The organism is Roseateles sp. L2-2 (assembly GCF_050613215.1).
Lineage (GTDB): Bacteria > Pseudomonadota > Gammaproteobacteria > Burkholderiales > Burkholderiaceae_C > Roseateles > Roseateles noduli.
In genome coordinates this window covers 1642341-1662252 of record NZ_CP192509.1, presented here as the reverse complement: position 1 = coordinate 1662252, position 19912 = coordinate 1642341, and the positions used below count along the sequence as shown (strand labels likewise).

Genomic DNA, 19912 nt, shown 5'->3' with positions numbered 1-19912 from the left:
CGGCGGAAGCATAAACGCCCCGGCGGATTGCTCCGTCGAGGCGTTGTCCAGGCGGGCGCTTCAGGCCCGCGGAGGGTGTCGCGGGACCGTGCCCGAGGCCGTCAGGCCGTGGCGGCGCCCGGGTTGCGCAGACGGATGTGCAGTTCGCGCAGCTGCTTCTCGTCGACGAAGGACGGCGCGCCGGTCAGCAGGCACTGCGCGCGCTGCGTCTTCGGGAACGCGATCACGTCGCGGATCGATTCGGCCTTGGTCATCAGCGTCACCAGACGGTCCAGACCGAAGGCCAGGCCGCCGTGCGGGGGCGCGCCGTACTGCAGTGCGTCCAGCAGGAAGCCGAACTTCACGCGCTGTTCCTCGGGGCTGATGTTCAGCGCCTCGAAGACCTTGGCCTGCACGTCGGCCTTGTGAATACGCACCGAACCGCCGCCCAGCTCCCAGCCGTTGAGCACCATGTCGTAGGCCTTGGCCACGCACTTGCCCGGGTCGGTGACCATCAGGTCCTCATGACCGTCCTTGGGCGCGGTGAACGGGTGGTGCACGGCCGCCCAGCGCTTGTTCTCCTCGTCTTCCTCGAACATCGGGAAGTCGACGACCCACAGCGGCGCCCACTTGTCCTCGAACAGGCCCGTGGTCTTGCCGAACTCGCTGTGACCGATCTTCAGGCGCAGCCCGCCGATCGCGTCGTTGACGACCTTGGCCTTGTCCGCGCCGAAGAAGATCAGGTCGCCGTCCTGCGCGCCGGTGCGCGCCAGGATGTCCGCGACCGCCTTGTCGTGCAGGTTCTTCACGATCGGCGACTGCAGGCCTTCGCGGCCCTTGGCGACTTCGTTGACCTTGATCCAGGCCAGGCCCTTGGCGCCGTAGATCTTGACGAACTCGGTGTAGCTGTCGATCTCGCCGCGGCTCATGGTGGCGCCGCCAGGCACGCGCAGCGCGACCACGCGGCCGCCCGGCGTCGTGGCCGGACCGGAGAAGACCTTGAAGTCGACGTCGCCCATCACGTCGGTCAGCTCGGTGAACTCGAGCTTGACGCGCAGGTCGGGCTTGTCGGAGCCGAAGCGGTGCATCGCGTCCGCGTACTTCATCACCGGGTAGTCGCCCAGCTCGACGTTCAGCGCCTTGCGGAAGACGTGGCGGATCATGCCCTCGAACATCGCGCGGATCTCTTCCTCGCCCAGGAACGAGGTCTCGATGTCGATCTGCGTGAATTCGGGCTGGCGGTCGGCGCGCAGGTCCTCGTCGCGGAAGCACTTCGTGATCTGGTAGTAGCGGTCGAAGCCCGCCACCATCAGCAGCTGCTTGAACAGCTGCGGCGACTGCGGCAGCGCGAAGAACATGCCGTCATGGACACGCGACGGGACCAGGTAGTCGCGCGCGCCTTCCGGCGTGCTCTTGGTCAGCATCGGGGTCTCGATGTCGACGAAGCCGTGCTCGTCCAGGAACTTGCGCGCTTCCATCGCCACGCGGTAGCGCAGCATCAGGTTGTTCTGCATGTACGGGCGGCGCAGGTCCAGCACGCGGTGCGTCAGGCGCGTGGTCTCGGAGATGTTCTCGTCGTCCAGCGGGAAGGCCGGCGTCACCGACGGATTCAGCACTTCCAGCTCATGGCACAGGACTTCGACCTTGCCGCTGGCGACGTTGGCGTTCTGCTTGTCGGCCGGGCGCGCGCGCACCTTGCCGACGACCTTGATGCAGAACTCGCTGCGCACGCTCTCGGCCACCTTGAACATCTCGGGGCGGTCGGGGTCGCAGACGACCTGCACCAGACCTTCGCGGTCGCGCAGTTCGATGAAGATGACGCCGCCGTGGTCGCGGCTGCGATGGGCCCAGCCCATCAGGGTCACGGTCTGGTCCAGCAGCTTCTCGCTGACTTGGCCGGCATAGCAGGTACGCATGGAGGTTCTCCGGAAATTCGATGTTCGGTGGGTCGCTGGGCGGCGGGACGTCGGAACGACGCGGGCGCGGCCAGCAGAGGAAAATTCAGGCGATGGGCGCTGGCGGGGTCCTGCGGACCCTCAGGACTGAGCGCTTGCCGGGGCGCTCAGCCCGGTCAATTTCGGGCGGCTTCGCTCGGCAGGACGATCGCGGGATCCCCTTGAGGCGCGACCACGCCCATCGAGATGATGTATTTGAGCGCTTCGTCGACGCTCATCGCCAAAGGCCGCAACTGCGCCCGGGGCATCATCAGGAAGAAGCCGGAGGTGGGGTTGGGCGTCGTCGGCACGTACAGGGCGACGTGCTCGTCGGCCTCGGCGCCGCTGAGCGCGCCCAGCTGCTGGGCGACCTCGCCGCGCGGCGTGCCGGTGACGAAGGCGATGGTCCAGGACCCCTGGTGCGGATACGGCACCAGCACCGCCTCGCGGAAGGCGTTGCCGCTGGACGAGAACAGCGTGTCCGAGACCTGCTTGACCGAGCTGTAGATGCTCTTGACGATGGGGATCTTGTAGAGCAGCTTGTCCCACTGGCGCAGCCACCACTGGCCGAAGATGTTCGCCACGAACATGCCGGTCAGCATCAGCAGCGCGACCATGACGACCACCCCGAGGCCGGGGATGTCGTGCAGCTGGCGCAGCGACTGCTGGGCGGCCAGCGGCAGCACGGCGCCGACGGCCGAGAGCAGCCAGACGAAGACGCCGTCGATCATGCCGAGCACCCACAGCAGCACCCAGACGGTGATCGCGAGCGGGAGCCAGACCAGCAGGCCGGTGATGATGTACTTGCGCATGCCTGGGTCCGGGCCTGGGGATCAGTGGCAGGCGCAGGAGCCGCCGCAGGCCGTGCCCGAGGAGGAGGCCGACGAGCCGGAAGACGATTCGGAAGAACCGGAAGACGCCGCGGAGGCGGACGAGCCGCCCGCGCTCGACGAGCCGTCGGCCCCGGCGGCCGGCGCGGCGACGGAAGTCGCCGCGGCCGCGGTCGAGCCGCCGCGGAAGTCGGTCGCGTACCAGCCCGAGCCCTTCAGCTGGAAGCCGGCGGCGGTCACCTGCTTCGAGAAGCTCTCCGCGCCACAGGCGGGGCAGACGGTCAGCGGGGCGTCGGACAGCTTCTGCAGCACGTCTTTGGCGTGGCCGCAGGCGCCGCAGCGGTAAGCGTAGATCGGCATGGGGGTGGGGACTACCGGGTCAAAACCCGAAATTATATAGAGAGCGCCGCGGGGGCCGGGCTCAGGCCCCGCCGGCCAGGCGATGGTGCGATCCGTGCGAGTTCCGGATCGCCTGCGGTCCCAGCGACCCGATCAGCATGCCGACGATGCCCGCCAGCAGGCCGGCGAGCTGCGCCGGGAACTGCTCGCCGGCCGGCGTCAGCAGGAACAGCAGCCAGGCGACCACGCCCAGCACGATCGCGAAGATCGCGCCCTGCGTCGTGGCGCGCTTCCAGTACAGGCCGAAGACCAGCGGGACGAAGGCGCCGACCAACGTCACCTGGTAGGCGCCGGAGACCATCTCGTAGATCGAGGTGCCCTGCAGCGCGATCGCGTAGCCGCAGACGCAGACCGAGAACAGCAGCACCGCGATGCGCATGGTGCGCAGTTCCTGCTTGTCGGAGACACGCGGGAAGAACTGGCGCCAGATGTTCTCGACGAAGGTCACCGACGGCGCCAGCAGCGTGGCCGAGGCGGTGGACTTCAGCGCCGACAGCAGCGCGCCGAAGAAGATCACCTGCATGATGAAGGGCATGCGGTCCATCACCAGGCGCGGGATGACCTGCTGCGGATCCTCGGCGATCAGCTGCTTGGCGGCCTCCGGCATGATGATCAGCGCGCTGACGACGATGAACATCGGCACGAAGGCGAACAGGATGTAGCAGATGCCGCCGATGACCGGACCGCGCGTGGCGGCCTTGATGTCCTTGGCGGACATCACGCGCTGGAACACGTCCTGCTGCGGGATCGAGCCCAGCATCATGGTCACGGCCGCGCCGAGGAAGAACACGATGTCGTGGAAGCTCGGCTCGGGCAGGAAGCGGAACATGTCCTGGCTGCTGGCCAGCGTGATGACCTTGTCGGCACCGCCGGCCATGTCGGCCGCGAACCACGCGATGAGGGACAGGCCGACAACCAGGATGATCATCTGGATGAAGTCGGTCACGGCCACCGACCACATGCCGCCGAACAGCGTGTAGGCCAGGATGGACGCGGTGCCGATCATCATGCCCACGGGGATGCTGATCGCGCCGCCCGACAGCAGCTTGAACACCAGGCCCAGCGCCGTGACCTGCGCCGCCACCCAGCCGAGGTAGGACAGGATGATGATGAAGCTGCAGACCACCTCGACCACGCGGCCGTAGCGCTCGCGGTAGTAGTCGCTGATCGTCAGCAGCGTCATCTTGTAGAGCTTGGCCGCGAAGAACAGGCCCACCAGGATCAGGCACGAGCCCGCGCCGAACGGATCCTCGACGACGCCGTTCAGGCCCGTCTGCACGAACTTGGCGGGGATCCCGAGCACGGTCTCCGAGCCGAACCACGTCGCGAAGGTCGTCGTGATGATCATCACCAGCGGCAGATGCCGGCCGGCGATGGCGAAGTCCGCGGTGTTCTTCACCCGCCGGGCGGCCCACAGGCCGATCGCAATGGTGACGAGCAGGTAAAGGATGACCAGGGTCAGGAGCATGGCAGCGGGCCTTGGGGAATGGCGAGGACGGCGGGGACGCAAGAACGCGGGAGTCCGCACACAAAAAAGCGCGCGAATTATCCCCGGAACCTCAAGGTTTGCTGCCGAGGGTCCTCCCGCCCACGAGAACCCGACTGTGGAGCGCCGCTACTGATCGTTTCAGCGCCTCAAGCGCTATCGAATCGAAAGGAACATTCAATGTCATCAGGCATCAACGACGGACTGACTTTCGCAGCGCAGGCACAGGCCGATCAGATCCAGGCGCAAACCACGCTGCTGAGCATGGAGAAGCAGAAGGACCAGTTCCAGAACCTTATCCAGCAAACCAGCAACGAGCTCGTCACCGCCAAGGTGGACATCGTCAAGAACTCCATCCGACTCTGATTCCGGCTGCCCGACGCAGCCGCTTCCGCGCGGGGGCATTCCCCGCGATCACCCACCTAAAAGGAGCTTCATATGGGAGCTACATCTTCGCAAGTTCAAGTGGCCAATCTCCAAGGCCAGATCGACGGCTTGAATCAAGGCATGAACCGCATGCAATCCTTGATGCAGCCGGGCAGTTTCTTCAACTCGGGCTCAGGCTTCATGTCGAACATGATGGGCATGTTCATGAGCAACTGCTGCTGCAGCATGCTGAGCGGCATGGGCATGGGCATGGGCATGGGCATGCGCGGCTTCGGGGGCGGCTTCGGGGGCGGCTTCGGGCGGTTCGGCTGGTGACGGCCTGAATCGACGACAACCGTCCGGGCGGCGTCCAAGGGCGCCGCCCGCTTCCGCGGTGCGACGCACCGCCCTTCATCCCTCCAGCGCCATGATCGAACTTGCCACCGCCCCGGATCATGTCCTGCACAAGCGCGCCTGCATCGCCGCTTTCATGGACAAGCACCCCACCATCTTCGCCGCCCCCACGAGCGCGGGCAGCTGGACCACTTTCGCCGAGCAGTCGGCGCCGCCCGACGAACGCGAGGAACGCATCCTCGACCAGGCCACCGGCCGCATCGTCCAGGCCATCCGTTCCGCCCAGGACCGCACGCCGTCCGATTTCGACATGCAATCGGCGCTGGATCTGGCCAGACAGGAAGGCCTCGCCGACCTCGAACCCGATCCCGCCGTGCTCGCGCTCGCCTCGCAGGACGCCTCCGAAGAGGAAGTCGCCACGATGGCCCGTGCCATGTCGCTGTACAAGACCGCCGTCAAGATGGGGCTGGCGGAGGGCGGCGAACTGCACCAGACCATCGAATCCAGCTTCAGCGCCCTGCCGGCTGAAACGCCGTTCATGCAGGACCTGCTCGACACCGCCAAGCGCATCGTGATGATCGATCTCGATCAGGCGATGCGCCAGGACTGATCCGGAGACCGCCATGACCGCCCCCATCCAATCCGGCCGCAGCGTCGATGCCGTCAACCTCCCGACGCGTTCCGCCGCGGGCACCCGCTTCGAACAGGCGGTCGCACGGGTAGCACGCATCGACCGGCCGCTGTCGCCCGCCCTGGCCCAGGCGCGGGACCCTGAGGCAGACGTCCGCCTCCTGATGGCGCCGACCAACGAGGCCAGCGCCGAGGTGCGCCGCCTGCAGCGACTGATGCAGGCCACGGGCGATGCGGCGTACGCGCCGAAACTCGCCATGGCCGTGCAGGAACTGGACTACCGCTCCACCCTGGCCGCCAAGGCCCTGGGGAAGATCGGTTCCACGATCAAAGAGATCGCGACGGCCGCATGATGCCCCGCGCCGCCCGCCTTCTGCTCGCCTCGCTGTCGCTGGCGGTGCTGCTCGTCGGCTGCTCCGGCGCCATCGACCTCTACACGGGGTTGAACGAGAGGGACGCCAACGAGATCACTGCGGAACTCGACCGCCACGGCCTCGACGCGTCCAAGGTGGCAGGCGGCAAGCAGCTCTTCGCGGTGCGCGTGCCGCAGGACCGTTTCGCCTCGGCCGTCGCGATCCTCCAGGCGGCCGGCCTGCCGCGCAGTTCGTTCACGCGCATGGGCGACATCTTCAAGAAGGACGGCATGATCTCGACGCCGACGGAGGAGCGCGCCCGCTTCCTCTCGGCGCTGGCCCAGGAGCTCGAGAGCACGCTGTCCCAGATCGACGGGGTGGTGCTCGCGCGCGTGCATCCGGTCCTGCCGGAGCGCGTCGTGCCCGGCGAGCCGGTGCTGCCGTCGTCCTGCTCCATCCTGATCAAACATGTGGCGGGCTGGAACACCGCCGCCTACGAACCGCGTATCCGCAAGCTGGTCGTGACGAGCATCCCCGGTCTGGCCGACGCCCCCGAGAAGGTGGCTGTCGTGTTCGTGCCGGCCGAGCAGATCGCCGCCACCGCGACGACGGTCGGTCGCGACGCCGGAATCGGCATGAACGCGATGGCGGGATGGGTGACCGGCGCGCTGGCAGTCGTGCTGGGCGTCGGCGTTCCCCTGGGCTGGCTGCTGTGGCAGCGCCGTCGCAGTGCCGTCTCGACGACGTCCACCCGCGACGATCCGCTGGGTCTGTCGGACACGGATCCGTTGCCAGGCTCCGCCCAGCCATGACGGCCACCGCCGCCCCTTGCGAAGAGGAGCTGCTTGCAAGTTCCCCCCTGTCGAGGGCCGGCTGGCTGGCGTTCTGGTACGAGCCTTGGTGTCAGATGCATCCCGGGTGGCTCGAACCCGCCGGCGACGCCGCCGATGACGACAGCACGGAGGCGGCATCCTGGCTCGAGCGCTTCCGCTCGCCGGGCCCGTCGCTCCGACTTGCCTATCGCTGGTTCTGCGACCGCTTCGACATCGACGCCGACCTGCATCTGCCGATGGATCGCCTCGCGGCGCTGCCGGCCCATCTGCCACTGGACGGCGACGCGCTGGACCGTGCCGCCCTGGCGCTGGGTCGCGTGGCCCACGCCAGCCACTGCCTGGCCGGCGCGCATCGAGATCTGGCCGACCTGTTCTCCCCGCAACGCAGCGACGCGTCGATGTGGCGCGACGCGCTGCGGCAGGCGAAGGCTCGCCCCTTGCGTCCCGAAGGCGCAGCGCCGCCCATGGGCGCGTCGGACGACGCGTTGCGTCGCTGGGCGCTGCCGCTGATGGGTCGCCTGATCGAGGACGCCTTGCCGGGTGCCTGGTCGCGACTGCGTCTGCGATGCGACCCCGGTCACCTGCGCGCGGCCGCCGCGGCACCGCACATCCCCGACTCCGCCGCCGCGCTGCGGCGCCAGGCCTGGCGCATCTGGCGCAACGGCGCCGCCGGGCCGGACCTCACTGCCGTCACACCATGAGCACATCGACACCAACGCGCTCCGCCGCGCAGTCGCCGCAGGACGTCACCTCGCTGATGTGGCGTCAGGCGCGCGCCTCCGACGCGGAGCACCTGATCCGCATCTACAACGAGTCCGTCGCCGGCGGCGGCCACTCGCCGACGCTGGCGAACGGCACCGCGCAGGAGATGCAGGCCATCATCGCGCAGGGCCGCCGCAAGGGTTGGCCGGTCTGGGTGATGGCCGCGCCGGACGGCGCCCCGATCGCCTGGGCCCACATGCGCGCCATCGTCTGGGCGCCCGAGGCCTGCCGCAGCGTCGGCGACCTCTGGCTTTACGTGGCCGAGGCGTGGCACGGCAGCGGCATCGCCATGCGCATGGTCCGCGGCGTCTTCAAGGAGTGCCGCCGCTACGGTTTCGACACCGTCACCTGCTGGATCCTGGGCAGCAACCGGCGCAGTCTCTCGCTGGTCCGCGCCTGCCGGCTCGAACGCTGGGCGTTGATGCCTGCGGTCGTCGATTACGGCGGTCTGCGCTTCGACCTCGAGGTCTGGGGCTGCCGCCTCGACGATCCCGCCTGGCTCGCCCACATGACCCGGCTGGATCGTCGCCATGCCCGTCTCGAACGCGCCCGGGAGGCGCGCCTGACGCCCGCTGTCGCCGACGCGGCAACGATCGCCACCGCCTCCGCCGCCCAGCCGGCGCTCGCCTGAGGCCGCGCCATGTCGCTCGGATCGCCGCAGTCGCTGTTCGTGGTCGGACAGGTCATGGCCCTGTCGATGGCCCGCGTGGGCGGCATGATCGCCTTCCTGCCCTTCCTGACGCGCCAGCAGACCACCGCCGCCGTGCGAGGGGCGCTCTGTCTGGCGCTGTCGCTGCCAGCCGCCTTCCAGGTCTGGCCCGTATTCATGGCCTCACCGCCGCCGCCCGAGGCGCTCGTCCTGCTGGCACTCAAGGAGGGCCTGATCGGCAGCGTGCTGGGCATGCTCGCGGCGATCCCTTTCTGGGCCGTGCGGGGCATGGGCACATTGATCGACAACCAGCGCGGCGCCAACGCCGCGCAACAGGTCAACCCCGCACTCCAGGCGGACGCCACCCTGCTGGGCGAACTGTCCGAGCGCGCGCTGATCGCACTGCTCGTGGACCTGGGCCTGCTGCAGGCGACCTTCACCTCGCTGTCGGTCAGCCACGCGCAGTGGCCGATGCTGGATCTGTTCCCTGCGCTAGACGCGGCACATCAGAGTGGGCTGCTCCAGGCGTTGGCCGGCACGCTGACCCAGGCGCTGCTGCTGGCCGGCCCGCCCCTGCTGCTGCTGCTCATGATCGAGCTGGGGCTGGCCATCGCGAGCACGGCCGTCCAGGGCTTCGACGTCTACGCGTCCGCGATGGCGGTGAAGTCGATCTCGGCGCTGCTCATCCTGGCCTTGATCGCGGTGCCCCTGTTCGACAAGGTCGTCGACGACTCGCTGCGCTGGTGGCAGGAGGGCATGCTGGAGACGCTCGGCCTCTCGCTACCGGTCTCGCGCTGACCGGTCGAGGCCCTGTCGATGTCCGAGAAGAACCTCCCGCCGACCGAGTCCAAGAAGCGCCAGGCACGCCAGGACGGGCAAGTCGGCGTCAGTCAGGACTCGCTGAAGATCCTGCGTCTGATGTTGATGGCGGAAGTCGCCTTCGCTACCGAACCGCTGTGGCGCGGCTTGGTCGACGGGCTGCTGGAGGCGGGGCTGCGCCAGACCGCGCGGCCGATGGACGCCGGCCTCGCGATGAGCTGGTCCTCCTTCGTCCCGGTGCTGATCGCGCTGCTGGTGCTCGCGATCCTGCCGGCGCTCGTGGCCGTGCTGGGCACCCTGGCCCAGACCCGCTTCAACATCGCCGGGAAGGCGCTCGGCAAGGGTTTCGACAAGCTCAACCCCGGCAACAACCTGAAGGGCCTGATCTCCGGCCAGAAACTCGTCATGGCCGTGCTCGGGCCGGTGCGCAGCCTCACGCTGCTGACGGTGGTGTGGCTGAAGATCCACGCCGAGTTGCCCGACATCGCGCAGAGCTTCCGGGTCGGCGCCGCCCAGGGGTGGTCGCTGTCCCTGGCAATGCTCAAGGGTCTGGAGCGTCAGTGCATCGTCGTGCTGGTGGTGCTCATCGTCACGGACATCCTGCTGCAGCGCTATCTGATCTACCGCCAACTGCGCATGGACATCAGCGAGGTGCGCCGCGACCACAAGCAGAACGAAGGCGACCCGATGCTCAAGGGCACGCGCAAGCAGATCGCCAAGGAGATCGTCATGTCCGACGAGGGCCCCGCGCAGCGGCGGCCCAGCGCGGTGGTGGTCAATCCGGAACACGTCGCGGTCGCGCTGTTCTACGACGTCGAGATCACCGAGATGCCGTTGATCCTGGACAAGCGCAGCGACGAGGAAGCGCTGGCGATGCGTCGCCAAGCGCGTGAGAACGGCATCCCGGTCGTCCGCTACGTGGGGCTCGCGCGGCATCTGCTCGCTGCCGGCGAAGTCGGCCAACCGGTGCCGGAACACACCTTCCGCGCGGTGGCGCTGCTGCTGCGCGTGATCGAGGAGTATGAGAAGCAGGCGCCGGAACTGCTGCGGCCCACACTGCGGCCGGGCGACGACGAACTGCACCTGGACCTGGCGTCGGTGGACGACGAGATCGGACAGGAGATGCTGGATCTCGCCTGAACCCGGCGCGTCGACGGCGCCGCGCAATCCCGCGCAAGCCCGCGTAATCCCGCGTAATCCCGCGTGATTCCGCGCGGTCGTGCACGGTCAGGCACCGTCGCGGAGTTCCTCTTCCAGCAAGATGTACTTCTCGCGGCGTCTGGCCAGGGCCCGGTGTCTGGCGGACGCCTCGCCCAGCGCCAGTTCGGCGGCGTCGCGCACGTTCTGGCGATCGACCACCGACTGACGGGCCGGCGCGATCCGGTCGATCTGCGCCTGATCGTCCTGACGCCAGCGGCGCAGCACCGGCGCGCCCCCGGGCTCCGCCTGACAGGCCGCCCGCAAGGCGTCGCGCTGCGCGGCGACATCGGCGATGCATTCGCTCAGCGCCTGCTCCGCGTCGCTCAGGGCCTGCGCCGCCTCCTCGCTGGCCCTCTGGGCGCGCGCCAGTTCGGCCTCGGCCAATGTCGCGCGGCGGCTCGCCAGCGCGCCGATGCGGCGCACGCCGGGAATCCGGGGGTCGGGCGGTGCGGGAGTCTCGAACTCGTGCGGCGCCCGTGGCGGCTCCGGACGGGCGTCAGGATTGGAATGCCACGATGCGGCGGTCATGACGCACTCACCGCGCGCTCACCGAGGATCCGCAACGGACGACCCGCAGGTTCACACCACGCCCGCGGTCAGCGCGTTGAGCCGCGCCAGACTGTCTTCCAACGGCACAGGCGTGCGAGTGTCCTGGCGCAGGAAGTCGATGACCTTGGGATAGTCCGCGACGATGCGGTCGGTCTCCGCATCCAGACCGGGCCGATACTCGCCCAGCCGCACCATCAGCTCCATGTCGCGGTAGCCGGACAGCACCTGCCGGATCCGGTTGGCTGCGCGACCGTGTTCCCGGGGCACGATGTTCGACATCACCCGGCTCAGACTGGCCAGCACGTCGACCGCCGGGTATTGCCCCTGCTCGGCCAGCTTGCGCGACAGCACGATGTGGCCGTCCAGGAGCGAGACCGCCTCCTCGCTGATCGGATCCGACCGGAGTTCGCCTTCCAGCAGCACGGTATAGAGCGCCGTGATGGACCCGCCGGCGGCGTTGCCCGCGCGCTCGATGAGCCGCGGCAGGAGCGCGTAGACCGACGGCGGGAAGCCGGCGCGCGCAGGCGCTTCGCCGGCGGCCAGGCCGATCTCGCGTTGCGCGCGGGCCAGGCGGGTCAGCGAGTCCACCATCAGCAGCACGTTCAGGCCCTGGTCGCGCAAGCCCTCGGCGATCGCCGTGGCGGTGAACGCGGCACGCACGCGTTCGATGGAGGTGCGGTCCGAAGTGGCACAGACGATCACCGTGCGCGCCATCAGGGCGGGATCGAACTCATGTTCGGTGAACTCGCGGACCTCGCGCCCCCGCTCGCCGATCAGCCCGACCACGATCGCGTCGGCCGGGCTGCCGCGGCCCACCGCCGCCATCAGCGTGGTCTTGCCGCAGCCAGGCCCGGCGAACAGCCCCACCCGCTGCCCCTGCCCGATCGTCAGCAGCGTGTCGAGACTGCGCACGCCGGTGGGAAACCGGTCCTTGATGCGCCACCGCTCCACCGGCGGCGGCGCGTCCGCGATGACGCGGCGGAGTTCCAGGCCGTCCACGCCGGCGCGCAGCGGCGGACCGTCGTCCAGCGGATCGCCGAAGCCGTCGAGGATCCGCCCCAGCAAGGGTCGGCCCACGGCCACATGATGGACGGTCCGAAGCGGCCGGATCACACAGCCGCCCGAGATGCCCTCGAGCGCCATCAACGACGACAGCAGCACGTTGGCGCCGGTGAAGCCGACCACCTCGCAGCGCCAGATCCTGGCGGGATCTTCCGGGTGATAGACCTCGCAGAGTTCGCCGATGCTGGCCCCCGGCACCGTGCCTTCGATCAGCATGCCCAGCACGCGATGCACCCGGCCCAACTGGCGGGTCAGCGGCACGCCCGCCATCGCGGCGGCGATGCGGGGCGCTTCGCGGGCGGCGATGTCATGCGGCGTCACCATCCGACCTGCACCTTGCGGGGACCGTCGAAAACCAGCGCGCCCGGCCGGATCTCGGCGAGCCGCCAGTCGCCAGCGCGATCGCCAGGTTCGAGCCGGCGCCCGTCCGTCAGCGTCACCTGGCTATGGGAACCGAGCAGCACCTCCTGGATGTCGAACGGCAGGATCACGATGCCGTCGCCCGGTACGTTCACCAGCAGACGGTCGTGCCCTCCGCTGCGGTCGGAAGTTGCGCCGCGAATCACCTCGATCGCTGGCGCTCGCGTCGAAGCCGCGTCGGACGGCGCGGGGACGCTCCCCGGAACGGCCTTCGCGGCGCTCGCCACGGCAGGCGGCACATCAGCGGACGCCGCAGGCGCGGCGGCAGTGGTCGTCGACGAGGCCGCACGACTCCCTCCACGCGGGCGGAGGTCCGGCTTCGTCCCGGCGGCGCCGTCCTGCCCTGCCGCGACTTCCCCTTCCGCGGCCTGTCGTACAAGTGCGGCCACGCCCAGCATCGTGGACAGCAGCCCGGCCGCCACGATCACGCTGCCCAAGGCGCGCATCGGGCGCGGCGCCGAGGGGGACCGGGGGCTGGGAACCTTCCTGGATGTGCGGACGTCCGCCACCATGATGGGGTCGGCGGCAATAGGCGTCTGGACGCCGTCCCCCGGGGAAGGCGCTGTCGTCGCCGCCATGGCCGCATCCAGCCTGGGTGGCGTCCATGCGTCCCAGGCGTCGGACGACGGGCGCACGACCAGCCACGCGTCGCCCGTACGAAAAGCCTCTCCGGGTTGCAGCGCGGTCGACGTGCCGGCAGAAAGCGCGGTTCCGTCAGCCAGGACGACACCCGCCTCCAGCGGCTCCAGCGTCACGCCGCCGTCGGGCGCCAGGCGTACGAGCAGCCGCGCGGGCGTGCCGCCGTCGCCCAGCAGCAGCAGATCGGCGTCGTCGCCGGCTCCCACCGCGAGCGCGTCTTGCAGCGGCAGCGCGGCGCCAGACTGCAGTCCGCTCAGGACGCGCAGTTCCAGGTCATCCGACGCCAGGATGCCAGCCTCCATGTCAGTACATCTCCGGCAAGGCGCGACCATCCAACGGGACGCTGATCACGGAGCGCACGTTGACGCGGAAGTCCGGCGGCAGTTCGGACATGCCGATCACGGCCAGCGGCGGAATGCGGTCGGCCAGCAATTTGCGGATATGCGGGCGCACATCCTGGGCGCAGATCATGACCAGGCGCCCGCCCTCGTGGGTCGCCAGATACGCCGCAGCGGTCTCGTCGAGGATCGCATCGGTCAGGTCGGCGTCGAGCGCAAGGAAATCGCCGTAGGCGGTCTGCCGAATGGCGGCCCGGATCTGCGCCTCGAGTTCGCTGTCGAACATGAGCGCGCGCAGCTCCTTGCGTACCGCGTGGGCATCGCAGATCTCGCGCTGCAACGCCGCCCGCACGCATTCCGTGAGGACCGAGGGATCGCGTTCGCGCGGCCCCCAATCGATCAGCGCATTGATGATCATCGGCAGGTTGCGGATGCTGACGTTTTCGGTGAGCAGCCGACGCAGTACCTCGGCCATGCGGCTGGCCGGGACGGCCCGCTCCAGTTCCTTGGCCACCTCCGGCGTCTTGCGGCTGCACCAGGCGGAGATCTTCTGGGTCTCCTCCATGCCGAAATACATCGCGCCGACGCGCAACAGCGTTTCCTCGCAAAGTTCGTCCAGGCGGTCCCAGCAGTTGCGCAAGTCCGTCGGCCGCGGGTTCAGCGCCAGCGCCTGCGCCTCGGGCAGCCAGACACGCGGCGCGCAGGCGAGTCCGCCGCGCGACTCGATCTGCTCCGCCGGCAGCCCGAGTTCGATCGCATCGCCTCGCGTCCAGGTGCAGGTGAGCAGGTCCTCGTGCAGTCGCATCGAAAACACCGGCACTTCGCCGTGGCAGAACTCCAGGTCGGTGTGATCGAGGTCCACGTCCGAGTCGAATTCGATCGCAGGGGTCACCAGCGCCAGACGACGCACCAGGCGATTGCGGACCTGTCGGCACAGGTTGAGCGCGCGCTGGGCGCGCTCGGGGTCGACGCGACTGCTGACCCGCAGCGCAAAGGGGCGCACCAGATCGAAATCGCGCAGGGCTTCCACGGCGGCCTCTCGCTGCAGTGTCTCCTCGCGTTCCGTCTTCAGCTTGCGATGCATCATCGTCAGACCGACGGCGGCGGACCCGGTCGCCAGGCCGGCGAATGCCAGCAGCGGCATGCCGGGTAGCAGACCGAAGGCCAGCATGGCGCCGCTGGCCGTCACCCAGGCCTTGGGCTGGTGCAGCAGCTGCGCAGTCAGTTCGTTGCCGATCGCCCGGCCTCCCGTGGGCTTGGACACCCGCGTGACCAGCAGACCGGCGGTCATCGACATCAGCAGTGCCGGGATCTGCGCCACGAGCCCATCGCCGATGGTCAGGATCGCGTAGACCTGCAGCGCGTCCGCGGCGGGCAGGCCCCGCTGGAGCACGCCCACCGACAGGCCGCCGAGCAGGTTCACCAGCACGATGACGATGCCGACGATGGCGTCGCCCTTGGCGAACTTCATCGTGCCGTCCATGGCGCCGAAGAACTGGCTTTCCTCGGTCAACGCATCCCGTTGCGCCTTGGCCTCGTCCTGCGTGATGCCACCCGCCTTGCGCTCCATGTCGATGGCCATCTGCCGCCCCGGCATCGCATCGAGCGAGAAGCGCGCGCTGACCTCGGCCACCCGTTCCGAGCCCTTGGTGATCACGATGAACTGCACCACCGTCAGGACCAGGAAGACGACCAGGCCGACCACCAGGTTGCCGCCGACGACGATCTCGCCGAAGGCCGCGATGATGTGACCGGCTTCCGCGTTGAGCAGGATCTGCCGCGTGCTGGCCACGCTGAGCGCCACGCGGAACAGCGTGGTGACCAGGAACAGCGACGGGAACGCCGACAGCCCGGTCGTCTGCTTCACCTGCATCACCAGCACGATCAGGAAGGCCGACACGCACAGGTTGATCGCGATCAGCAGGTCCAGCAGCCAGGTGGGCACCGGGAGCAGCATCGCGAACACCACGGCGACGACCAGTGCCGTGACGACGATCTCCGCCCGTTCGCCGCGCGGCGCGATCTGCCGGGCGAGGGCCTGCGCCGGCGACAGGATCGCGCCTGCGGAAGTGGCGCGGGTGGCGCCTTGGGGCGCGCTGGAAGGAGGTGGCAAGGGCATGGTGAATGCTCAGTCGGGCGCGCTCATGCGAGGTTCGCCACCTGAATTTGCAGGCTTGTCATGCCGCCGGCGCGGCCGGCCGATCCGTTCTCATGCCCAGGCCGGCACGCAGGAGCAAGCCGCGTCGCTCCAGGTCAGCCGTGTTGGCATTCTTCAACTCGTTGCTCACGACCTGCTTGGTTTCCGCGTTCAGCCAAACGCCTCCCGGCAGTTGATGCAATTCGCGCTGCATCTGCCGACGCACGCTCGCCAGCGCGTCGCCGCTGACCTTCAACACAGTCCCCATGCGCCCGAGCACAGCCTGCGGCGCGGGCGCGAAGGTCGTCTCGAGCAGCCAGCGTGCCGTCTTGCGGATCTCTTCCGCATTGTCGGCACCGGGGCACGGTCCGGCAGCAGCTCCGGCTTTCATCATTCGGACGCCGGACTGCTCGACCTGGCGGACCTGCTGGATCATGCGCAGCAAGGTCAGCGACAGGAACACTTCCGCGCCGCGCGAGCGGCGCGCGTCGACGCGCCCCCGAGGCACCGCCATGGCTTCCAATCGACCGAGTCCGTCGCGGCCCAGGCCGCTGGCGGCTTCCAGGACCAGCTTGGGCGACGGCGGAGACTGCAGCGCCGCGAGCAGCGACGAGTCCGGCGCGAAGTCGGCCGAGGCCGTCGTGGAAGTGGTCGTCGGCACCGTCGTGCGCATCAGTTGCCGCACCGTGCCGTCCGGGTCGCGATCCGCCTCCTCCAACAGGGCGTTCAACGCCCCGACATCCGCGCCCGGCGGCAGCTTGCGCAGCGCCAGATGCAGCAGGGCTTCCCGCTCCGCCGCGGCCAGGATGCCGGCATCCAGTTCTTCCATCGCCTGCTGCGACCTGCCCTGCGCCCACAAGGACGCGAAACGCTCCGCGCGCTGCCGGATCGATGCGAACCCCTGTTCGCCGGAGAGCTGCCTCATCATTGAGTGAATCGCGTCGATGCGCATCAGCGCCTCGACGCGATCCTCCTTGCGTTCGCGCGCGTCTCGGGACTCGTCGTGTGTTTCGAGCTCGGCACGCTCACTGGTGCCGAAGGTGATTTCCTCCGCGCTGGCCCCGAGTCCGCCGGAGTTCTCCACCACCTCGACCGCCGCCCGCAGGGCAGCGCGGCGCTCGGCGATCTGCGCCAGATCGGCCGTCGACGACTCGGGCGGGCGGATCGGGGGCTGCGGTGGCAATGGCCGGTACGCCTGCGCGTCGGCTGCCTTGCCCTTGGGGATCGCATCCTGTCCGGATTCGAAGAGGACATTGCCGGGTCGGGAGCTGATCGTGGTCATGGCAGGCGAATGAGAAGGGATGGGAAGACGTTCAGGGCAGTGCGCGCGCCGTCAGGATGAAGAGACGCTCGCGCTCGCTGTTCACGGCGCTGTCGCTGCGGAACAGCGCGCCGATCAAGGGGATCGAGGACAGGCCCGGCACACGGGAGTTGGTGATCTGGCGGTCCTGCCGCCGGTAGCCGCCGACGACCAGCGATTCGCCCGGCTTCACCACCGCCTCGGTGCTGACCGCGCTGTTGCCGACGCTGGGCGTACCCTGATCGGTCTTGGCATTCGTCAACTGACCGTCCTCGATGTCCAGGGTGACGCGTATGCCTTGATCCGCGCCGCCGGCGTCGTCCCCGACGATGCTGGGCGTCACCTTGAGCAGGGTGCCGGCCGTGATCGTGCGCAGGTCCGTGCTGCGTTCGCCAACCAGCTTCACATAGGCCGACTGGTTCATGTCGAGCAACGCGCCCACGTTGTTCAAGGTCAGGATCGACGGGCGCGACAGCACCTGCGCCTGCCCGCGCGATTCCAGCGCACGCACGCGCAACTCGAGCCGGTTCGAAGCCCAGAGCACCATGGTCGATCCCTTGACGCCGGTATCGCCGGAGGTCGCGCCGAGGCTCCCGCCCGCGTCCAAAGACACCCGTGCCGCGCCCGATCCTGCTTGGAGGTCGACCGACCAATCGCGCAACGCATCCGCGCTGACGTCGAGGATGGTCACGTTGATTTCGATGAGCCGGCTGGGAACGTCGAGCGCATCAATGAGCTCGCGGTAATCATCGCGATGTGACGGCAGGTCCCAGACCAGGACCGCGTTGAGTGGCGTATAGGCGGCGATCGAGGGCACGAATTCGGGCTCCTCCGCATCGTTACCGCGCCCTGACCGCCGGAACTGTCCTGACGATTCCGACGCCAGCGACGTCGCCATCGAGGCGGGGCCGCGTTTGGGCGCACTGCCGTCCGTCGACGATGCCAGGGGTAGCCGCGCGGCCGGGATGCCCGCCATCGCGGCGTCGCCGGCGGAGTCGCCGCCGGCCATCTCCCGCGCCAGCACCGCCCATGGGTCCTGGGCGCCGGACAGCGACGACGTTGTCGCCCCTTCGCGGGCGTTGGGCGAATGAGCCTGGAGGCTGACGGAACGGGCGTTCGGCAAGACCTGATTCAGCGTCGTCACCAGGCCGGGCACCGTGACGACGCGATCGCGAGTTCTCATTTCCCGGTCTGCGGCGGAGGCATGCTTCAGACGGAACACCATCATGCGAGGGCGCTCCCGCCGCGGTGCCTTGTCCTCAGGCACCGCGAGCATCCGGCGGATCAGGCTGACGTAGGCAGGCGGACCGGACACCAGCACGGTGGGCGGGTCGGAGTCGAATTCACCCCAGCCGAAACGGCTTTCGAACAACCCGATGCCGACCAGCGCGTCCTTGGCATCGGATGGGCTCTGCGGACCGAGCGGGATCCGATCGCTGGTCGCGGCCGACCGCGCCGAGACGTGCAGAACGCCCTGATAGATGAACCAGTCCAGCCCCAGTGAATCGCCCAGTCGATCCAGGAATACCGCCGGCGAGGCGCCCTTGCCGCTGAGCTTCAACTTGCGCCGCCCCAGCGCGGGGTCGGCGAGCTTCACCTCGAGGCCCAGCGTCGACGAGAAGCGGTCAAGGACTTGCGTCAGCGTGAGTTCCTCGTCGGCACGGTAGCTGTAGAGCGTGTCCCGCCACGCAGCCGGCGCCACAGCGACCGCTTCCGTGATCGCCGGGCCGATCGGCCCCGACAACGCCACGGTACAAAGCACCGCACGCAGCGAAGCCCTCATCAGCGCGGCGGCCCGTCTCATGTCAGCGCTGCTCGCTGAGGATCTTGCGTTCGATGCTCCGATGAAGCTGGACACCCGTCTTCAACGTCGCAATCTCCGTTTGTAGCCGGCGCTTGATGGACATCGCCCGAGCCACCTCTCCGGGGCGGAGGCGATTCATTTCTTCCTGCAGCCGGCGCAAGTTCGCCATGCTGATCCGCATCAGACGGAAGGTGAAGGGAGTGAGCGGGGTCATGCGGAGATCTCCTGGGGAGCGGGTGGAGGAAAGCAGGGAACGGGAGAACAGGCAGGCGGCGGCATGGAGACCGGTCCCGGCAACGCGTCGAGCAGCGCCCGGACGTTCTCCCCGTAGTGGGCGTGGAGGCTGCCGGCGCGGTGGTCCAGCACGCATTGACCTCGAGCCAGCAGAGCGTCGGGCACCAACGTCCAACCGGCATCGGCCGCGATGTCCGCCAAGGCCTCCGCTTCGTCAGTCGGCACGCGCAATCGGGCATCACCTTCGCCGCGCATCGCGCGCCATTCGTCACGCAACAGGCGCGCACTGGACCGCGACACGGCCTCCGCGGGAAGGTCGAGCAGCAATCGTCGGGCCGCCTGTTGCGCGATCTCGATCAACAGAGATTCAGAGGCGGCGAGCAGCCGTTCGCGATCCTGTCGCATCGCGCTCGCGATCCGCGCCGCGTCCGCGAGCGCCACGCGCCTGAGTTCTTCCACTTCGTGCGAGAGCGCCGCCGTGCAACGGTCGCGCGCGTGCAGCCGCCAGCGGCGCTCGCGCCCGCGCGCGGCTTGCAGTCGAGCCGCACAGGCCGATCTGGCGGCCCGGACCAAATCGCCCGCCGAACGCACGACCGACAGCGATTCGCGCCTCAGCACGACAGGCGACGCCTCGCCCTCGTCGGCATCGTCGATGCGCAGGGAGAGACCGCTGAGCGGCAGGCGTTGGGAGATCCAGGCGGGATTCATTCGGGCTCTAGTACGCGAACAACCCGACGCAGTTCCTGGGACGGCGCGCCACCCCGAGAACGGCATGCCTTTGACATCGCACTGACGACCACCCCTTCCTTCACCACCGGCGCTCCCGGTGGCCTGC

Annotated in this window: 21 protein-coding genes; 9 read left to right on the top strand and 12 right to left on the bottom strand. The window is 68.8% G+C overall.

Features of this window, described 5'->3' with window-relative positions:
* Positions 1-101: 101 nt before the first annotated feature.
* The 4 genes from aspS to ACQZ13_RS07600 form a co-directional block, all read right to left on the bottom strand.
* On the bottom strand, positions 102-1895 hold the full coding sequence (gene aspS, locus ACQZ13_RS07615) for an aspartate--tRNA ligase (protein WP_431050721.1): 1794 nt from the start codon (positions 1893-1895) through the stop codon (positions 102-104).
* A 155-nt stretch (positions 1896-2050) separates the two neighbouring features.
* The gene (locus ACQZ13_RS07610) at positions 2051-2725 is read right to left on the bottom strand and encodes a DUF502 domain-containing protein (RefSeq protein ID WP_431050719.1); all 675 of its coding nucleotides are present in this window, start codon (positions 2723-2725) and stop codon (positions 2051-2053) included.
* A 21-nt stretch (positions 2726-2746) separates the two neighbouring features.
* Complete coding sequence (locus ACQZ13_RS07605) at positions 2747-3103, bottom strand: FmdB family zinc ribbon protein (RefSeq protein WP_431050717.1); 357 nt, start codon at positions 3101-3103, stop codon at positions 2747-2749.
* 61 nt (positions 3104-3164) lie between these two features.
* On the bottom strand, positions 3165-4610 hold the full coding sequence (locus ACQZ13_RS07600) for a sodium:solute symporter family protein (protein WP_431050715.1): 1446 nt from the start codon (positions 4608-4610) through the stop codon (positions 3165-3167).
* 198 nt (positions 4611-4808) lie between these two features.
* On the opposite strand from ACQZ13_RS07600, the gene ACQZ13_RS07595 reads away from it, so the two are divergent.
* The 9 genes from ACQZ13_RS07595 (at position 4809) to ACQZ13_RS07555 (ending at position 10534) form a co-directional block, all read left to right on the top strand.
* Positions 4809-4994, top strand: a complete 186-nt coding sequence (locus tag ACQZ13_RS07595; RefSeq protein WP_431050713.1) for a hypothetical protein — start codon at positions 4809-4811, stop codon at positions 4992-4994.
* A 141-nt stretch (positions 4995-5135) separates the two neighbouring features.
* Complete coding sequence (locus tag ACQZ13_RS07590; RefSeq protein ID WP_431050711.1) at positions 5136-5330, top strand: hypothetical protein; 195 nt, start codon at positions 5136-5138, stop codon at positions 5328-5330.
* A 91-nt stretch (positions 5331-5421) separates the two neighbouring features.
* Positions 5422-5958 carry a hypothetical protein gene (locus ACQZ13_RS07585; protein ID WP_431050709.1) on the top strand — a complete coding sequence of 179 codons (537 nt, stop codon included), beginning with the start codon at positions 5422-5424 and terminating at the stop codon, positions 5956-5958.
* 13 nt (positions 5959-5971) lie between these two features.
* Positions 5972-6331: a hypothetical protein gene (locus tag ACQZ13_RS07580; RefSeq protein ID WP_431050707.1), complete on the top strand. Its 360-nt coding sequence runs from the start codon at positions 5972-5974 to the stop codon at positions 6329-6331.
* Positions 6328-7143, top strand: coding sequence for a type III secretion system inner membrane ring lipoprotein SctJ (sctJ, locus tag ACQZ13_RS07575; RefSeq protein ID WP_431050705.1), 816 nt, complete (start codon positions 6328-6330; stop codon positions 7141-7143). Before ACQZ13_RS07580 ends, sctJ begins: the two co-directional genes overlap by 4 nt.
* On the top strand, positions 7140-7865 hold the full coding sequence (locus tag ACQZ13_RS07570) for a hypothetical protein (protein WP_431050703.1): 726 nt from the start codon (positions 7140-7142) through the stop codon (positions 7863-7865). The genes sctJ and ACQZ13_RS07570 overlap by 4 nt, the downstream gene beginning before the upstream one ends.
* Positions 7862-8557 (top strand): GNAT family N-acetyltransferase, encoded by a 696-nt coding sequence (locus ACQZ13_RS07565; RefSeq protein ID WP_431050701.1) that lies wholly within the window; start codon positions 7862-7864, stop codon positions 8555-8557. Before ACQZ13_RS07570 ends, ACQZ13_RS07565 begins: the two co-directional genes overlap by 4 nt.
* Positions 8558-8566: 9 nt before the next feature.
* Positions 8567-9373: an EscT/YscT/HrcT family type III secretion system export apparatus protein gene (locus ACQZ13_RS07560; protein ID WP_431050699.1), complete on the top strand. Its 807-nt coding sequence runs from the start codon at positions 8567-8569 to the stop codon at positions 9371-9373.
* An 18-nt stretch (positions 9374-9391) separates the two neighbouring features.
* Positions 9392-10534: an EscU/YscU/HrcU family type III secretion system export apparatus switch protein gene (locus ACQZ13_RS07555; protein WP_431050697.1), complete on the top strand. Its 1143-nt coding sequence runs from the start codon at positions 9392-9394 to the stop codon at positions 10532-10534.
* An 87-nt stretch (positions 10535-10621) separates the two neighbouring features.
* Here the strand turns inward: ACQZ13_RS07555 and ACQZ13_RS07550 are convergent, their stop codons facing one another.
* From ACQZ13_RS07550 to ACQZ13_RS07515, 8 genes are read right to left on the bottom strand one after another with little or no spacing between them, the layout of a single operon-like run.
* Positions 10622-11122, bottom strand: coding sequence for a hypothetical protein (locus ACQZ13_RS07550; RefSeq protein WP_431050695.1), 501 nt, complete (start codon positions 11120-11122; stop codon positions 10622-10624).
* 51 nt (positions 11123-11173) lie between these two features.
* The gene (locus ACQZ13_RS07545) at positions 11174-12529 is read right to left on the bottom strand and encodes a FliI/YscN family ATPase (RefSeq protein WP_431050693.1); all 1356 of its coding nucleotides are present in this window, start codon (positions 12527-12529) and stop codon (positions 11174-11176) included.
* Positions 12523-13566: a hypothetical protein gene (locus ACQZ13_RS07540; protein ID WP_431050691.1), complete on the bottom strand. Its 1044-nt coding sequence runs from the start codon at positions 13564-13566 to the stop codon at positions 12523-12525. Before ACQZ13_RS07540 ends, ACQZ13_RS07545 begins: the two co-directional genes overlap by 7 nt.
* 1 nt (position 13567) lies before the next feature.
* Positions 13568-15721 (bottom strand): FHIPEP family type III secretion protein, encoded by a 2154-nt coding sequence (locus ACQZ13_RS07535; RefSeq protein ID WP_431050688.1) that lies wholly within the window; start codon positions 15719-15721, stop codon positions 13568-13570.
* A gap of 58 nt (positions 15722-15779) precedes the next feature.
* Positions 15780-17021, bottom strand: coding sequence for a hypothetical protein (locus ACQZ13_RS07530; protein WP_431050686.1), 1242 nt, complete (start codon positions 17019-17021; stop codon positions 15780-15782).
* Between the two features lie 31 nt (positions 17022-17052).
* Positions 17053-18843 (bottom strand): type III secretion system outer membrane ring subunit SctC, encoded by a 1791-nt coding sequence (gene sctC / locus ACQZ13_RS07525; RefSeq protein WP_431050684.1) that lies wholly within the window; start codon positions 18841-18843, stop codon positions 17053-17055.
* Position 18844: 1 nt separating this feature from the next.
* Positions 18845-19057, bottom strand: a complete 213-nt coding sequence (locus ACQZ13_RS07520) for a hypothetical protein (RefSeq protein WP_431050682.1) — start codon at positions 19055-19057, stop codon at positions 18845-18847.
* Positions 19054-19785 (bottom strand): hypothetical protein, encoded by a 732-nt coding sequence (locus ACQZ13_RS07515; RefSeq protein WP_431050680.1) that lies wholly within the window; start codon positions 19783-19785, stop codon positions 19054-19056. Before ACQZ13_RS07515 ends, ACQZ13_RS07520 begins: the two co-directional genes overlap by 4 nt.
* Between the last annotated feature and the right edge of the window lie 127 nt (positions 19786-19912).

Coding starts and splice junctions, on each gene's coding strand:
- aspS (WP_431050721.1), bottom strand. CDS start 1,895: ATGCGTACCTGCTATGCCGGCCAAGTCAGCGAGAAGCTGCTGGACCAG.
- ACQZ13_RS07610 (WP_431050719.1), bottom strand. CDS start 2,725: ATGCGCAAGTACATCATCACCGGCCTGCTGGTCTGGCTCCCGCTCGCG.
- ACQZ13_RS07605 (WP_431050717.1), bottom strand. CDS start 3,103: ATGCCGATCTACGCTTACCGCTGCGGCGCCTGCGGCCACGCCAAAGAC.
- ACQZ13_RS07600 (WP_431050715.1), bottom strand. CDS start 4,610: ATGCTCCTGACCCTGGTCATCCTTTACCTGCTCGTCACCATTGCGATC.
- ACQZ13_RS07595 (WP_431050713.1), top strand. CDS start 4,809: ATGTCATCAGGCATCAACGACGGACTGACTTTCGCAGCGCAGGCACAG.
- ACQZ13_RS07590 (WP_431050711.1), top strand. CDS start 5,136: ATGAACCGCATGCAATCCTTGATGCAGCCGGGCAGTTTCTTCAACTCG.
- ACQZ13_RS07585 (WP_431050709.1), top strand. CDS start 5,422: ATGATCGAACTTGCCACCGCCCCGGATCATGTCCTGCACAAGCGCGCC.
- ACQZ13_RS07580 (WP_431050707.1), top strand. CDS start 5,972: ATGACCGCCCCCATCCAATCCGGCCGCAGCGTCGATGCCGTCAACCTC.
- sctJ (WP_431050705.1), top strand. CDS start 6,328: ATGATGCCCCGCGCCGCCCGCCTTCTGCTCGCCTCGCTGTCGCTGGCG.
- ACQZ13_RS07570 (WP_431050703.1), top strand. CDS start 7,140: ATGACGGCCACCGCCGCCCCTTGCGAAGAGGAGCTGCTTGCAAGTTCC.
- ACQZ13_RS07565 (WP_431050701.1), top strand. CDS start 7,862: ATGAGCACATCGACACCAACGCGCTCCGCCGCGCAGTCGCCGCAGGAC.
- ACQZ13_RS07560 (WP_431050699.1), top strand. CDS start 8,567: ATGTCGCTCGGATCGCCGCAGTCGCTGTTCGTGGTCGGACAGGTCATG.
- ACQZ13_RS07555 (WP_431050697.1), top strand. CDS start 9,392: ATGTCCGAGAAGAACCTCCCGCCGACCGAGTCCAAGAAGCGCCAGGCA.
- ACQZ13_RS07550 (WP_431050695.1), bottom strand. CDS start 11,122: ATGACCGCCGCATCGTGGCATTCCAATCCTGACGCCCGTCCGGAGCCG.
- ACQZ13_RS07545 (WP_431050693.1), bottom strand. CDS start 12,529: ATGGTGACGCCGCATGACATCGCCGCCCGCGAAGCGCCCCGCATCGCC.
- ACQZ13_RS07540 (WP_431050691.1), bottom strand. CDS start 13,566: ATGGAGGCTGGCATCCTGGCGTCGGATGACCTGGAACTGCGCGTCCTG.
- ACQZ13_RS07535 (WP_431050688.1), bottom strand. CDS start 15,721: ATGCCCTTGCCACCTCCTTCCAGCGCGCCCCAAGGCGCCACCCGCGCC.
- ACQZ13_RS07530 (WP_431050686.1), bottom strand. CDS start 17,021: ATGACCACGATCAGCTCCCGACCCGGCAATGTCCTCTTCGAATCCGGA.
- sctC (WP_431050684.1), bottom strand. CDS start 18,843: ATGAGACGGGCCGCCGCGCTGATGAGGGCTTCGCTGCGTGCGGTGCTT.
- ACQZ13_RS07520 (WP_431050682.1), bottom strand. CDS start 19,057: ATGACCCCGCTCACTCCCTTCACCTTCCGTCTGATGCGGATCAGCATG.
- ACQZ13_RS07515 (WP_431050680.1), bottom strand. CDS start 19,785: ATGAATCCCGCCTGGATCTCCCAACGCCTGCCGCTCAGCGGTCTCTCC.